A 13,970-nucleotide genomic window follows, 5' to 3' on the forward strand; every position below is an offset into this window, starting at 1 on the left:
GTCAGAGGCTCGTAGCCGGTGAAAGCGCCAGCGCCTGCGGGTTGACGATGCCGTTGTTGATCGTCAGCCACGAAACGCCACCGTACGGCGGCGCGTACATCGTTACCGAGTTGTTGCCGTAATTGGCGACGAATAAGTTGCCGGTCGCATCGATCGCAAGCGCGATCGGCTGGCTTTGACCGCCTTTGATCGTCGTCGGAGCCCCGCCGTAGGGCGCGGCATACTCCGTTACCGAGTTGGCGCCTTGGTTTGGAACGAACAAATTCGCGACGGCGTTGACCGCGATCGCGCCTTGCTCGCTGACGCCGTTGGTGATCCACGCCGCGGGCACGCTGCTTTGCGCCAACGGCGCAGTGTATTCGAGCACCGCGTTGGGCGTGCTGTTGAGATTCGAGACGAAGAGGTTGCCGTGCTGGTCGAGCGCGACCGAGTTGGGGCCGTTGAGCCCGTTGGAAACCGTCGTTGGGGCGGTCACGTACGGCGGCCCGTACACGGTAACGGTATTGGCGGCGGAGTTTGCGACGTAGAGAGCGCCATTGGCGTCGATGGCCAGGCTCACCGGATCGTCGATGCCGGTCGAGATGGTCGCCGACGGACCGCCCGTGTACGGCGCGACGTACTCGGTTACCGTGTTGCTGCCGTTGCCGTTTGCGACGAAGAGATCGTTACGCGCGTCGACTTCCAACGCTTGCGGATGATTGACGCCGACGGCGATGGTCGTCGGTAAGCCGGTGTAGGGCGGTGCGTACTCGACGACGCTGCTGGGTTCGCTTGCGATGAAGAGATCGCCGTTGGCGTCGAAGACGAGGCCTTGCGGATTAACTAAACCGTTGGTCAGCACGAGAATCGGCGCGTTCTGCGTTCCCGCATAGAGCGTCACGGTGTTCGCGCTGGAGTTCGCGACGGCTAGCAGCTGCTTGACGTCGGCGGTCACGGAATCGGTGCAAACGGCGCCGGCTTGCGCGCAGGGGTTCGGTCCGGGTCCCGCCTGCGTCACCGCCAAATGGAACGCCGCGGTTGCCGTGGGGTTGGCCCCACCGGAATACGCAATCGTAAAAAGGTTTGGTTGCGAGGGCAGCGGCGGCGTTACCGTAAACGCGAGTTGTCCCCCGGCCGGCGCAACGTTATAGTTCATCGGCGGCCCACCGACGATGGCGTTTTGATTGGCGTCGAGCATCTCGAAGACGAACTGATGTTTTCCAGCGCCGTAGACGTCGATATTGCCCGACGCGTTCTGCACGGCCATGGCCGACGCCGGAACGAGCGCGAGGTCCGTGGGCGTCGTTCCGACCGCCAGATTGACGGCATTATTCGCTCCAGGCACGACCGTGAACGCGACCGTTTGCGCGGGTCCGATCGCGCTGAGCGGCGATGCATTCGCATTGTTGTAGAGCGTTATGCTCGCGGTGTACGTTCCCGCACCAAGTCCCAGCGCGGCTTGGCAGACCGAACCGGTCGCAGCCGCGACGCACGACGTAGAACTCGCCGACAGATTGATCGTCGCATTGGCCGGCGTCGGGCCGCTCACGTTGAAGCTCAACGCTTGAACCGGCGTGGAACTCGAGAGCGGTGCGGCGCTCAACGGCATCGGTATAGGCGTCGAGATGGCGGACGCGACCGGAGGCAGGACGCCGTTTCGCGCGGGCGACGGCGCGTTCGGAAGCGTCCAGGGTAAGTGCACCTTCACGACCGTGGCACCGCCGGGAACGCCGGGTACCGTCATCGCGCCGTTCCCCGGAAGCGAAGAGAACATCTGGCCCGCGCCTCCACAGCCCGCGAGCAGCGTGGCGGTGAGTACGAGCGCTAAGCGTTTGTTCAACGGAGCAGTTTCAAGACGTGGTCGCGCATGTCGGTCGCCGAGAGCTCGCCGACGACGACGTCGCGCACGACGCCGCTGCGGTCGATGAAGACGTGCACGGGCAAACCGTTGACGTCGTATTGATTGCGCAACGTTCCGTCGTCGACGACGGCCGGGTACGCAAGCTTGTGATCCGAGCGAAACTGCTCGGCCTTACGAGCGTTTTCCAAAACGTCGACGCCGACGACTTGCAAGCCGCGGGGCCCATATTGTTTCTGTAATGCATTGAGCGTGGGCGCCTCTTCGTTGCACGGCGGGCACCAGCTTGCAAAGAAGTTTAAATAGACCGCTTTCCCGTGGAGCGAGGCAAGCGACAGGGTTCCCGAAGGCACGGCCGGTTCGCTCCAGGCGGGGGCGGGCCGCCCCACGTGCGCGACGCTCGGGGGCGCGGATTGGCTCGAAGCGCCGTGCGCCGTCGAGGCGCACCCCGTCAAGAGGGCCGCCGCTGCCAATGTCGTGAGGCCGGCTCGTAACATCACACGTCCTTGTTTAGCCGTAACTGGGGAAGGCCACTGCCTGAAGATCCCTTCGCATCTGCTCCATCAATTCGTCAACGCTGCCGAAGCGCGCTTGGTCGCGCACGAAACGCAGTTCCCGCAACGCGACCTCGCGCCCGTAGATGGTTCCGTGAAAATCGCGCAGCCACGCTTCGACCGTCCGCTGCTTTCCGTCGAACTGCGGGTTGGTTCCGATCGAGACGAGCGCCGCGTAATCGCGTCCGTCGTAGCGCGCCACCGCCGAATACACGCCGTCCTTGGGCAACAACTTCGCCGGCGGACGAAGGTTTGCAGTAGGGAACCCCAGCGCGTGCCCGCGTCCCGCTCCGATTTCAACCGTACCTCGGATGCCGTACCCGGTGCCCTCCAGGAGGCGATCGGCGATGCCGAGTTCGCCCGCGGCGACGAGCCCGCGAATTCGCGTGCTCGAGATGCGCCCGTCGTCGTCGACTACGTTGGGCACCGAAACGAAGCCCACGTTGCGACGGCGAAAGTATTCTTCCATCAGGAGCGTGTCGCCGGCGCGCTTGTGACCGAAACGGAATGTCGAGCCCACCGCTACCGCGCGCGCGCCCAACTCGTCGACGAGCACGTCGAGAAAGGCCTGCGGCGAAAGGTGCGAGACGCGCTCGTCGAAGCGAATCCAAAAACATTCTTCAAAACCCGCCTCGCCGAACAACGCGATGCGTTCTTCGGGCGTGCATAAGAGCGGCGGCTCGTTTCCCGGACGCAACACCGACGACGGATGATTTGCAAACGTCAGGACGCCGCTGCGCCATCCCGGCTTGCGCGTGCGCAGCGTCTGTCGCGCGATCTCGCGGTGTCCCCGATGAAACCCGTCGAAGAAACCGATTGCCAGCGCGAGCGGCCGCTCTCCGCTGCGCGAAAGCTGATGGAGCACTTCCATCACACGAATACCTTGCGCGGAGCCAGCAGCGCCCCGTGCGCTTCGCCCACGCCGACGAGCGTTCGCGACTCGTCGCGAACGAAGACGTGGCGAGCCGCCGCACCGTCCGGGAGCGGGACGACGCGTCCGGCGCGAAAATCGGCGGAGCCCCGCAGATCGAGAACGATCGTCGGAAACGGAATGATGTGTTCGGGCGCGATCAAGGCGCGCTGCGGTTCGGCGGCGATCTCTTCCAGGGTGCGCGCTTCGTAGAGCACGAACGGACCCGATGCTTCGCGCACCAGCGAGCTCATGTGCGCCGGAACGCCCATCGCCTCACCGATGTCGTGGCAGAGCGTTCGGACGTACGTTCCTTCGCCGCAGGCAACGCGCAGGCGCGCGGTGGCGGGTTCTTCGGTACCGAGCACGGTGACGGCGTAAACGGTCGCTTGCCGAGGGCGACGCTCGACGGTTGCGCCTTGACGAGCCAGTTCGTAGAGACGCTTCCCCTCGTGATGCACGGCCGAAAACATCGGCGGGATCTGCTCGATTTTGCCGACGAATCGCGGCAACACGGCCTCGAGGCGCTTGCGCCAATCGCTCGGCACGTTCGCCGCCTCGAGCGTTTCGCCCAGCGCGTCCTGCGTTGTCGTCGAGCGCCCGAACGTTAGCGTACACGCGTACATCTTACGCTGGTCGGTGAGCATGGGTATCAAACGTGTGGCTTTGCCGACCGCAATCGGGAGAACGCCGGCCGCCTGCGGATCGAGCGTGCCGAGATGTCCGACGGCGATCTTACGATCGCGCGCGTAAATTCCGTACATTCGGCGCAGCCGTGCGACGACGTGCGCCGAGGTCGGGCCCGCGGACTTAAAGACGTTGACGAAACCGAGCATCGGCGCGTTCCGCCGCTATCCGAGCCGCAACTCGCGCCGCAGCGCCCCGACGATGCCGATGGCCGCTCCGGCACCGAGCAGCGCCGCACCGGCAACGCCGATTGCGAGAACCTTCAGCACGCTCCAGATTAAGAACAGCACGCCGCTGGCCGACATCACCGCGTAACCCACGCGCAAGAATTTCGCCGACGGAAAGCGCGTGGTCAAAAACCACGCGCCGGCCGCACCAAATACCGTCAGAAAAATGCCGGCTAGTATCGTCGCCGTCACAACCCTTCGGCGGTCAGCGCCGCATCGACGTCTGCGATTCCCTGCTGCAGCGTTCCGCGACACGTTAGGCCCGACGCGCGGAAGTGGCCGCCGCCTCCTAGACGCGCGGCTGCGGCCTGCACGTTCACGCGGCCGCTCGATCGCAGGCTCACGCGAATCTCGCCGTCGATCGCTTTAAAGAGTGCGGCGACTTCGACGCCTTCTTGCCCGCGCAGCACGTTGACCACGTCCTCGGTATCCTCACCGTCGGCGCCCGTCTGTTCCAGCATCGCGTCGTCGACGTACGAGTAACAATAGCGTCCGTCGTGACCGAACTGCATCGCATCGACGATGCGGCCGAGGAGCCGCGTTGCGGCAACGCGTTTCTTGAGGAATACCTCTTCGGTGATCTCTTCTTTGTTCGCTCCGGCCCGCATGAGCTCGGCCGCCAGCTCCAGCGCGTCGGGGGTCGCGTTGGAGTGCATGAATCCGCCCGTATCGGTCATGATCGTCGTAAGGATGCACGTCGCGATATCGCGATCCATCGGAACGTCGAGAGCCCGAAGGAGGTGCATCACGACCGTGCCGGTCGAACACTCTTTTTCCAGCACGTAGTTGAGCTTACCGAACATCGAGTTTCCGAGATGGTGGTCGATGTCGAGCATGTTCTCGCGCTGCATCGCCGGCAAGAACTCACCGGCTCGCTTGTAGTCGCTCATATCGCAAAAAACGTAGAGCGTATCGGGCGGCAAGTCGGCCGGCAGCTCGCGTGCGACGAGCTCGCTATCCGGAAGGAAGCGCAAATTCCTCGGCACGGGATCTTGCTGGAAGTACGCAACGCGTTTGCCGATTTTCTTGAGCACCAGCCCGAGCGCGAGTCCCGCGCCCAGCGTGTCGCCGTCCGGCTTCACGTGACTCACCATCACGAACGCCGGACGCGCGCGCAGCTCGTCGACGACCTGCTGCGTAGTGGAGGCGTTGGCTGTGCTTTCGATCATTGGTGCGCCTCGGCGTCCTCGCGCAGCGTCTTCGCCAATGCGATGGCGCGTTCCGCGGAACGATCTTCAACGAAGTTCAATTCGGGCGTGTGGCGTAAGTCGATCTTGCGGCCCAGCTCGCCGCGCAGAAACCCGCTCGCGTGCGTAAGCGCGTCGAGCGACTTGCGCGCCGCGTTGCGGTCGCCGATCACGGAGACGAACACCTTGCAATGCCGCAAATCGTCGGTCACCTCGGCGCGCGTCACCGTGACGAACGCGAGCCGCGGATCCTGCAGCTCCTGCGAAATCAGCGTCCCGAGTATCCGCTGAATTTCGTGATCGATCTTCGCCAATCTCTGCTGCTTCATTTTAAAGGCGCTCCGGCCCAGCCTCCGCGCCCCCCACGCTTCGCGCGGGGGCCCCCAACCATGGGGCGCAAAAACACACTGGCTGGCAACGATTCCCCTAGGGCGCCCCAAACAAACTCGGGTAGCGCTGCAGCGGTTCCGCGGGACCACGTCGACGCTGTCATGCTCTAACCAGTTCCGGAGCGACGTGCTCCATGGCGTAGGCCTCGATGACGTCGCCTTCTTTGAGGTCTTGGAAGCGCGCGATTTGGATGCCGCACTCGAAGCCCTCGGCGACCTCGCGAACGTCGTCCTTGAAGCGGCGCAGGCTTTCGACCTCGCCGTCGAAGACGACCGCCGCATCGCGAATCACGCGCGCCTTGGCGTTGCGCGTGATCTTTCCGCTCGTGATGTAGCAACCGACGATCGTGCCGACCTTGCTGACCTTGAAGACTTGACGCACTTCCGCGCGACCGAGCGTGACTTCGCGCTCGATGGGCGCGAGCATGCCGCGCATCGCCTTTTTGAGATCTTCTTCGATTTCGTAGATGACCTGATAGAACCGCAGATCGACGCCTTCGTTCTCGGAGAGACGCCGCGCCGTTTCGTCGGGCCGGATGTTGAAGCCGATGAGTACGGCGTTGGACGCACTGGCCAGATTGACGTCGTTGGGCGAGATCGCACCCACGCCGCCGTGAATGACGCGAATGTCCACGTCGTCGTTGCTGAGCGATTCCATGCGCGCGCGCAACGCTTCGAGCGAACCTTGCCCGTCGGCTTTGAGGATGAGGTTGAGCGTCTTGCGGCCTTCGACCGGCATCGACATGAACGTCTCGAGCGAAACGCGCTGCGAACCCGTCGCGGAAATACGCACGTCGCGGCGCCGCGTCGCGCGCTTCTCGGCGGTTTCGCGAGCGACGCGGTCGTCGCTGACGACCGTCATCGTGTCCCCCGCCGACGGAACGTCGGAAAGACCCATGATCTCGACGGGAATCGACGGACCCGCCTTCTTGACTTGCTTGCCTTTGTCGTCGATGAGCGCTCGAACTTTGCCGTAGGTGCCGCCCACCACGACGATGTCGCCGACGCGCAGCGTGCCGTTCTGCACGAGTACCGTGGCAACGGCGCCGCGCCCACGGTGGAGCGCCGATTCGATGACCACTCCGGTCGCGCGGCGATTCTTGTTCGCGCGCAGCTCCCGAATGTCGGCTTCGAGCAGCACGGTATCGAGCAAATGGTCGATACCTTCGCCGCTCCTGGCCGACACCGGAACCATTTCGATGTTCCCGCCCCAATCGACCGGCTGCAGACCCTGTTCGACGAGTTGCTGCTTGACGCGGTCGGGTTGCGCGTTGTCTTTGTCGATCTTGTTGATCGCGACGACGATCGGAACGTTCGCGGCCTTGACGTGCGCGATCGCTTCCTTCGTTTGCGGCATGACGCCGTCGTCGGCGGCGACCACGAGGATCGCGACGTCGGTGACTTTCGCACCGCGCGCGCGCATCGCGGTAAACGCTTCGTGACCCGGCGTATCGACGAAGGTGATCTTACGATCGTTGCGCTCGACGGTGTACGCGCCGATCTTCTGCGTGATGCCGCCCGCTTCGCCGGCGGCCACGTTCGCGACACGAATCTTGTCGAGCAGCGACGTCTTACCGTGATCGACGTGACCGAGCACCGTAACGACGGGCGGACGCGCCGTCATCATCTCGGGCTTGTCTTCCTCTTGCTCGACCGTGACTTCTTCGCCGGCCTCTTTGACGACCGCGTTGAAACCGAATTTCTTGGCGACTTGCGTGGCAACGTCGCTCGAGATGTTTTGGTTGATCGTCGCCATCGTGCCCATCTTGATGAGCTCGGTAATGACGTCTTTAACCGGAACGATCATCGACGTCGCGAGCTCTTGCACGGTGAGCAGGTCGGGAATCTCGATGGTCTCGAGCGCCCGCGGCGGCGCGGCCGGCGCGGCGTGTTCGCCCTTCTTCTTACGGTGGCGCTCTTTTTCGAGCAGCAGTTCTTTTTCGCGATCCTTTTTCGCCGCCGCCTTGTCTTCGTGCGTGCGTACGTGGCCGCCGGGGCGGCCGCCGGTCGACGGGGCGGGCGCATCGGTTGCCGCAACGCCGGGATGGGGCGCAATCGGACGCGCGCCGGGAGCCAGCGGCCGGAACGGACCGTTGCCGGCATGGCGACGGCCGGGTGCGACCGCCGGAGGCTGTGCCGGACGCAGCGGGCCGGCCGGAGCTTTGCCGCCCTGTCCGGGCATGGCTTGCCCGGGGCGCGGAGCGACGCCGGGACGGCCGGGCAATCCGGTTCGCGGACCGGGCGAAGCGGAAGCCGTGGTGGTCGGCGGCGGGGGCTGACGCCGGGCAATACTGGACTGGCCGGCCGGAACCGGACGTAACTGCGGAATCGGCACCTCGGGTGCGGCAGGCTTCGGCGGAGCACGTCGCGGCGCAGGCGGCGCGGCAATGGCGGCCTCCGGAGGCGCGATCGAAACGGCAGCCTGTTCGGGAATCGGAGCGGCCGCCGGCGTCGCGGCCGGGCGCGCTGGCCGGGCTGCGGGCGTTCCGGTCACGGGACGAAGCCGGGGAATCGGCGCTTCAGGTGCGGCCGGCTTACGCGCGGGCGCCTTCTTAGCGGGCGGATGCGGGGCTTCGACCGGAGGCTCGGCAACGGCGGCTTTGGCCGGCGCCTTCTTCGCGCCGGCAGTGGGTTTGAGTAAAACGCTGCGAACCAGATCGGCGATCTGGTCCGGGACGACACTAAGCTGATTCTTGGCTTCGAAGATGCCGCCAAGACGCTGATTGAAGAGCTCGATAAGCTCTTTTGACGTGAGGTTCAGCTCTTTGGCGAGCTCGAAGATCCGTACTTTTGCCGTAGCCAGTTTTCTCCACAGCGCGCAGTGCGCACCGAGGGCTCCATCAAGTGGTGGGCGGAGCCCCCAACTTGACGGAAGTTGGCCCCGCTAAAGGATCAATTGAGGGTCCTCATGCTAGAGGACATGATTTCTACGCATCATTTTTCATAGTTTTCGAACTACTTATTAAACCATATTCCGCGGCCGCCGTTGCAAGCCCCGGGTACCGTTTGTTTTTGGCAACCGCCGCGAAGCACCGCTCCGAGCAGAGGTACGCTCCCCTACCCGGTTGCTTGTGCCGCCCCGGCGGATCGGGCTTCCAGCCGTCCCGCCCCCGAACGAAACGAGTTTGGTCGCGCTGGGGCAGCCGCTTGCGGCAACCCGCGCACTGCCGGATTGGGGCCCCCATTAGGCTTCGTCGGTGGTGAGCCGTTCGCGGCGGAACTCCTCGAGTTTGCGGATGAGCTCCGGATCGATGTCGACGTCGAGCGCCGAAACCGGTTCGGCCGTCTCTTCGCCCGGCGTTTCGGCCATGCGTTCCGCGCGCTCGGCCATGTAGCGCTCGCGCGCTTCGGCCGATTCGGTCTCGCTGGTGATGTCGAGACGCCATCCGGTCAACCGCGCTGCTAAGCGAACGTTTTGACCGTCGCGGCCGATCGCCAGCGACAACTGATAATCGGGAACGATTACCAATGCGACGCCGTCGTCTTCAAACAACTCGACGCCGATGACCTTGGCGGGCTGCAGCGCTTGCATGATGAAGTTCGACGGATCGGACTCGTAGCGAATGATGTCGACCTTCTCCCCGCGCAGGTTGTCGGTAACGTTGGCGATGCGGCTCGACTTCGGTCCGAGACACGCGCCGAGCGGATCGACTTCGGGGCGATTGCTCTTCACCGCAACCTTCGAGCGGCTGCCCGCGTCGCGCGCGATTGCCATGATTTCCACGGTACCGTCGGCGATCTCCGGAACTTCGAGCTCCAGCAAGCGCTGCACGAGCCCCTCGGCCGAGCGTGACAGAATGACTTGCGGTCCCTTCGGCGATTTCTTGACGTCGAGAACGTACGCGCGAATGAAGTCGTTGATCCGGTACGACTCTCCGGGAACTTGCTCGTCGAGGTACATCACGGCTTCGTCGCGGCCTTCGAGCGTGATGTACATGTTGCGCTGCTCGTACCGCTGCACCGTTCCGGTGACCAGATCGTTGAGCTTACGCACGTACTTGTTGTACACGGTGTCGCGCTCGGCCTCACGGATCCGCTGCACGATGACTTGCTTGGCCGTCTGCGCGGCGATGCGGCCGAAATCTTTGGGCGTGACCTCTTCGTCGTAGAAATCCCCGACTTGATACGGCGCCTTCGCCTTTTTTACCGCGATCTCGAGTTTTGGATCGGCGACCTCCTCGACGACGGTGCGGCGGTGGTAGACGCGATAGGCGCCGGTCTGACGATCGACCATGACGATCGCGTTGGACTCGGTGCCGAAGTGCCGTTTGTACGCCGTTAACAGTGCCGCTTCGAGCGCCTCGAGCAGCATCTCGAACGAGATGTTGCGCTCTTTGGCGATCGAGTGGAGAACGTCGATGAGTTTCTCGTCAGTTGCCGTGTCTGTTGCCATGTGCTTTCCGTTCGCGTTTATCGCGCTGTAAGTCGGCGCGAGGATCGTATTCCAAGTTGGCCGATTTGATGGTGGTTAGCGGCAGGGGAAGTTCGCCGCCCTCGGTTTCGAGAATCACCGCGTCGCCGCGCACGCCGCGCAACGTACCGCGATGCGTCTTCCCGCCGTTGACGGTAAGCGTCGTAACGACGCGCACGCGATTTCCTCGAAAACGCTCGTAGTCGCCCGGACGCACCAGCGGGCGCTCCAATCCGGCCGATTCGACCTCCAGCGTGTACGGGTCGTCGAACGTCTCGAGTTGGGCGTTGATGCGCGAGGCGACGCTTTCGCAAAGCTTCACGTCGACGCCGCCGGGACGATCGACCGTCACGCGCAGCTCGGTAGTACGGCGCGCCGTACGCGCGTGGTGCGCGACGATCTCTACGCCGTCGAACGCCGCATCGTGCGCGATCGCATCGAGTTCGCGCTCAAAAGCCAGCTGCAAATCGCTTGCCAAAGATCTCCCCTACAACAACGAAGCGCGGGACCTGCCCACGCTCCTTGTAATGACCGACACTAAGGATACAGAAAATAGCGACGGGCCGCAACCCCACGTGGACGCGACCCCTCGCTCTGCTTTACGTATTTTGCGATTTTGCGCACCGCCGGTTGTTCGTCCGGCTCCGTGGGCGCGCTGCAGGCGCCCGTTACTCGGCGCGACTATCGCGGGCTCTCTGGCCCGGTGGATCTTGCGGTTCCAACCGCCCTCCTTCGTTTTTGACGAAGATGCCGTTATCGGCACAATTGAATTCTAGTGCGACGTAAGTCGGAGTTCAAGCGGGAATGCAGGAGGGTCATGGCGACGAAGCGGGGGACCCAGCGTACGGCTCGAGCAGACGGCCTTCGCACGCCTCGGTAACGATGCCGTCGACCACCGGCGGCAGGTAACCGCGGCCCGCGGCGCCGCCTACCGACATCGACATCCCGTTAGCCGGCCCGATATCCGTCGGGTGAAGCGTCCCGGCGCCCGCAAGCTGCGGCGTCGCGTTCACCGGATACCGAACGAGCCAGCCGGTGCAGGTGGTGGTGACGCCGGTTCGATGCGCGTCGGTCACCCACATCACGACGCGCTCGTTTCCCCGGTCGGAACGGTAGATGAACTTCGTCCTGGCCAGCACGTCGGCGGGTGGCGTCGGCTCGACGTGCAGGCTGAGGTTCGGGCGGTATTGCTTGGTCGTCGGATTGACCGGATTGTTGGGCAGCAGCGCGCGCAGCTTTGCGTTGAGGTTTCCAAGCCCGGATTTCGGTGACGGCGTCGGTCCCGGCGTCGGCGTCGGGAGCACGCGAATCGGACGCGCCGGCGCGGCCTGCGCCTTGGGTCCCTTCCCCGCCTGCGGCCCTGGAGAACCCTGACCCTTGGGGCCCGGACTCGGCGCGGTCCCCTGGGCCTTCGCCGGAGCGTTGGTGGGACTCGGGCTCGGCACGCCGGGCGACGCGGTCGGAGCCGCGCTAGCGTGGACCGCGATCGCGGCCGCCGTCGGGGCGGCACTGGGCACGGCCGGACCTGGTGTCGCCGGGCGCGCGCTCGGAGACGCCGTCGGCGCCGGCGGTTTCGGCGAAGCCCGCGCGGTCGCCGCCGCAGTCGGCGCCGGCGACGGAGCCGCCGTAGCGAGGGGCTTTATGGCAACCGCGATCGGCGCGACGGTCGGCACGCTCACCGGCGCGGCGGGCTGCTCGTTTTGCGGCCGCACTTCATAGACGTTTTGCGTCGGTTGCGGATTGGGTTGCGGCGTCTGCTGCGGAATCGGACGCGGATTGGGCGGCGCGCTCGGCGCGACGCGCGCCAGCTCGTGACGGTTCTGCGGCAACCGCTGCGCTTGCGGCTGCACGAGCGGTGCGTGACGAATCGGCGCAATCACCGGCGCGTGCGGAACGGGCGGTGCCGGCTGCGGAGCGGCCGGAGCGTTCGCAATGGTAACGGGAGCGCGCCGTTCGATCGTCACGATTTCGCCCGTCGTCGTTTCGGTCGCGCCTTCTTCTGAAGAACTCGTGAGAACGGAAAAGAAGAGCAATGCGAAGAGCGCGTGCAACAGCAGCGATACCAGACTGCTTGCGGCCAGACGCTCCGGGTAGCGCCGGTCGCGGGGATCGCGCTCCCAACTCATGCGACGCCTTAACTGCGCTTAAGGCAGCGCAGGAGCCTGCAAGCGCTATGCTGACATAGTTTTCGGTAATGGAACCGGTTCTTCAAAAACGCACCAAAATCGTCGCCACCATCGGGCCGGCCTCGCGCGATCCGGAGATCATGCGATCGCTGTTCGTCTCGGGTGCCAACGTGCTTCGCCTCAACTTCTCGCACGGCACACCCGACGAGCACGCCGAGGTCATCGCGAACGCCCGCGCAATCTCCGACGAACTCGGCATTCATACGGCGGTTCTGCAAGATCTGCCGGGTCCCAAGGTGCGCACCGGGGCGTTTGCGGACGGAATCGGGTCCGTGGTGCTCGAGCGCGGCGCGCGCTTTGAGGTCACTACCGAAGAACTGCCCGGAACTGCCGAGCGCGTCAGCACGAGCTACCGCGACTTGCCCGCCGACGTGGCAATCGGGCACCGCCTCTTCTTGCAGGACGGACAGATCACGCTGCGCATCGTCGACAAGAGCGCCACGCTGATTTCCACCGTCGTCGAGTTCGGCGGCGAGCTGCGCGGCAAACAAGGCATCAGCTATCCCGACGGCACGCTCAACCTCCCGTCGGTCACACCGCGCGATCTCGAATTCTTGGCATTCGGTCTCGACCACGGTGTCGATTACGTCGCGGTGTCGTTCGTGCGATCGGCCGAAGACGTGGAGCGGGTCAAGACGTTTATCAGCGAACGCGGCAAACGCGTTCCGGTCATTGCCAAGATCGAGAAGCACGAAGCGCTCGCGGATCTCGATCGCATCGTCGCGGCGGCCGACGGCATCATGGTAGCACGCGGCGATCTCGGCACCGAAGTGCCGATCGAGACGGTGCCGATCATTCAAAAGCGTTTGATCGCGCAGTGCAACCGCGCCAGCAAGCCGGTCGTTACCGCGACGCAGATGCTCGAATCGATGATTGGTTCGCCGCGTCCTACGCGCGCGGAAGCTACCGACGTCGCCAACGCGATCCTCGATGGCACCGACGCCGTCATGCTCTCGGGGGAGACCGCGCGCGGACAATATCCGACGGAAACCGTGCGAATGATGGCCGAGATCGCGCGTGAAGTCGAGAAAGAGTATCCGCATCGCGCGCTGCGCGACCGAAGGCTCGAAAACATGGCACCGACGATTGCGATGTCTATCGCCGAAGCCGCTACTCAGTCCAGCGACGAACTGAACATTCCGTATATCGTTACGGGCACGACCACCGGCAATACCGCGCATCACATCGCTGCATTCCGGCCGCACGCGCGCATCATCGCGCTCACGCCCGACAAGGCGGTCGCGCGACGGCTCTCGCTGTTGTGGGGGACGGAGTCGCTGCTCATCGACACCTACGCGTCGATCGACGTGCTGCTCTACATGACCGAACGCCAAATGGTACAGGCGGGTCTGGTGAACTCCGGCGACTCCATCGCGTTTACCACCGGCATGCCGGTCGGCGCCGGCGGCACCAACGTCTTAAAGATCCACCAAATCCCGTGAAAAGGCGCTCCGCCTCCGGCTGCGCGCCCCCCACTTCGTGGGGCCCCCGGGCCATGGGGCGCTTGAACGTACTGGTCCGCACGACATTCCCCTAGGGCGCCCCAAACCTACATTTCGGCGCGGGCCTTGTCGCAGCGGGA

At 64.5% G+C, this 13,970-nt stretch carries 13 protein-coding genes; 2 read left to right on the plus strand and 11 right to left on the minus strand.

From position 1 onward, the window contains the following. Window position 1: 1 nt before the first annotated feature. The 8 genes from VGG89_17105 to infB form a co-directional block, all read right to left on the minus strand. The gene (locus VGG89_17105) at window positions 2-1,819 is read right to left on the minus strand and encodes a hypothetical protein (protein ID HEY1978274.1); all 1,818 of its coding nucleotides are present in this window, start codon (window positions 1,817-1,819) and stop codon (window positions 2-4) included. Beyond that, a complete protein-coding gene (locus tag VGG89_17110; protein HEY1978275.1) occupies window positions 1,816-2,334 on the minus strand; it encodes a TlpA disulfide reductase family protein in 519 nt (172 codons plus the stop codon). The genes VGG89_17105 and VGG89_17110 overlap by 4 nt, the downstream gene beginning before the upstream one ends. 13 nt (window positions 2,335-2,347) lie before the next feature. Next, entirely contained in the window at window positions 2,348-3,262 is a 915-nt protein-coding gene (gene ribF, locus VGG89_17115; protein ID HEY1978276.1) for a riboflavin biosynthesis protein RibF, read from the minus strand. Further along, the gene (gene truB, locus VGG89_17120; GenBank protein ID HEY1978277.1) at window positions 3,262-4,137 is read right to left on the minus strand and encodes a tRNA pseudouridine(55) synthase TruB; all 876 of its coding nucleotides are present in this window, start codon (window positions 4,135-4,137) and stop codon (window positions 3,262-3,264) included. The genes ribF and truB overlap by 1 nt, the downstream gene beginning before the upstream one ends. 15 nt (window positions 4,138-4,152) lie before the next feature. Further along, entirely contained in the window at window positions 4,153-4,407 is a 255-nt protein-coding gene (locus VGG89_17125) for a hypothetical protein (protein ID HEY1978278.1), read from the minus strand. After that, window positions 4,404-5,384: a bifunctional oligoribonuclease/PAP phosphatase NrnA gene (locus VGG89_17130; GenBank protein ID HEY1978279.1), complete on the minus strand. Its 981-nt coding sequence runs from the start codon at window positions 5,382-5,384 to the stop codon at window positions 4,404-4,406. Before VGG89_17130 ends, VGG89_17125 begins: the two co-directional genes overlap by 4 nt. Next, window positions 5,381-5,731: a 30S ribosome-binding factor RbfA gene (rbfA, locus tag VGG89_17135; protein ID HEY1978280.1), complete on the minus strand. Its 351-nt coding sequence runs from the start codon at window positions 5,729-5,731 to the stop codon at window positions 5,381-5,383. Before rbfA ends, VGG89_17130 begins: the two co-directional genes overlap by 4 nt. 160 nt (window positions 5,732-5,891) lie before the next feature. After that, window positions 5,892-8,126, minus strand: a complete 2,235-nt coding sequence (infB, locus tag VGG89_17140; GenBank protein ID HEY1978281.1) for a translation initiation factor IF-2 — start codon at window positions 8,124-8,126, stop codon at window positions 5,892-5,894. A 52-nt stretch (window positions 8,127-8,178) separates the two neighbouring features. Here infB and VGG89_17145 point away from each other — a divergent pair, with 52 nt between their 5' ends. Then, window positions 8,179-8,481, plus strand: a complete 303-nt coding sequence (locus VGG89_17145; protein HEY1978282.1) for a hypothetical protein — start codon at window positions 8,179-8,181, stop codon at window positions 8,479-8,481. A gap of 494 nt (window positions 8,482-8,975) precedes the next feature. Here the strand turns inward: VGG89_17145 and nusA are convergent, their stop codons facing one another. From nusA to VGG89_17160, 3 genes are all read right to left on the minus strand, one after another. Further along, entirely contained in the window at window positions 8,976-10,184 is a 1,209-nt protein-coding gene (nusA, locus tag VGG89_17150; GenBank protein ID HEY1978283.1) for a transcription termination factor NusA, read from the minus strand. Next, entirely contained in the window at window positions 10,162-10,680 is a 519-nt protein-coding gene (gene rimP, locus VGG89_17155) for a ribosome maturation factor RimP (GenBank protein ID HEY1978284.1), read from the minus strand. The genes nusA and rimP overlap by 23 nt, the downstream gene beginning before the upstream one ends. Before the next feature lie 337 nt (window positions 10,681-11,017). Beyond that, window positions 11,018-12,328 carry a hypothetical protein gene (locus VGG89_17160; GenBank protein ID HEY1978285.1) on the minus strand — a complete coding sequence of 437 codons (1,311 nt, stop codon included), beginning with the start codon at window positions 12,326-12,328 and terminating at the stop codon, window positions 11,018-11,020. Between the two features lie 68 nt (window positions 12,329-12,396). Here VGG89_17160 and pyk point away from each other — a divergent pair, with 68 nt between their 5' ends. After that, on the plus strand, window positions 12,397-13,830 hold the full coding sequence (gene pyk / locus VGG89_17165) for a pyruvate kinase (protein HEY1978286.1): 1,434 nt from the start codon (window positions 12,397-12,399) through the stop codon (window positions 13,828-13,830). Window positions 13,831-13,970 lie beyond the last annotated feature (140 nt).

Source organism: Candidatus Baltobacteraceae bacterium, from assembly GCA_036488875.1.
Lineage (GTDB): Bacteria > Vulcanimicrobiota > Vulcanimicrobiia > Vulcanimicrobiales > Vulcanimicrobiaceae > JAFAHZ01.

Excerpts from the sequence above, each read along its gene's own strand:
- VGG89_17160 (HEY1978285.1), bottom strand. The coding sequence starts at position 12,328 with ATGAGTTGGGAGCGCGATCCCCGCGACCGGCGCTACCCGGAGCGTCTG.
- nusA (HEY1978283.1), bottom strand. The coding sequence starts at position 10,184 with ATGGCAACAGACACGGCAACTGACGAGAAACTCATCGACGTTCTCCAC.
- ribF (HEY1978276.1), bottom strand. The coding sequence starts at position 3,262 with ATGGAAGTGCTCCATCAGCTTTCGCGCAGCGGAGAGCGGCCGCTCGCG.
- VGG89_17145 (HEY1978282.1), top strand. The coding sequence starts at position 8,179 with ATGGCGGCCTCCGGAGGCGCGATCGAAACGGCAGCCTGTTCGGGAATC.
- pyk (HEY1978286.1), top strand. The coding sequence starts at position 12,397 with ATGGAACCGGTTCTTCAAAAACGCACCAAAATCGTCGCCACCATCGGG.
- VGG89_17130 (HEY1978279.1), bottom strand. The coding sequence starts at position 5,384 with ATGATCGAAAGCACAGCCAACGCCTCCACTACGCAGCAGGTCGTCGAC.
- rbfA (HEY1978280.1), bottom strand. The coding sequence starts at position 5,731 with ATGAAGCAGCAGAGATTGGCGAAGATCGATCACGAAATTCAGCGGATA.
- VGG89_17110 (HEY1978275.1), bottom strand. The coding sequence starts at position 2,334 with ATGTTACGAGCCGGCCTCACGACATTGGCAGCGGCGGCCCTCTTGACG.
- truB (HEY1978277.1), bottom strand. The coding sequence starts at position 4,137 with ATGCTCGGTTTCGTCAACGTCTTTAAGTCCGCGGGCCCGACCTCGGCG.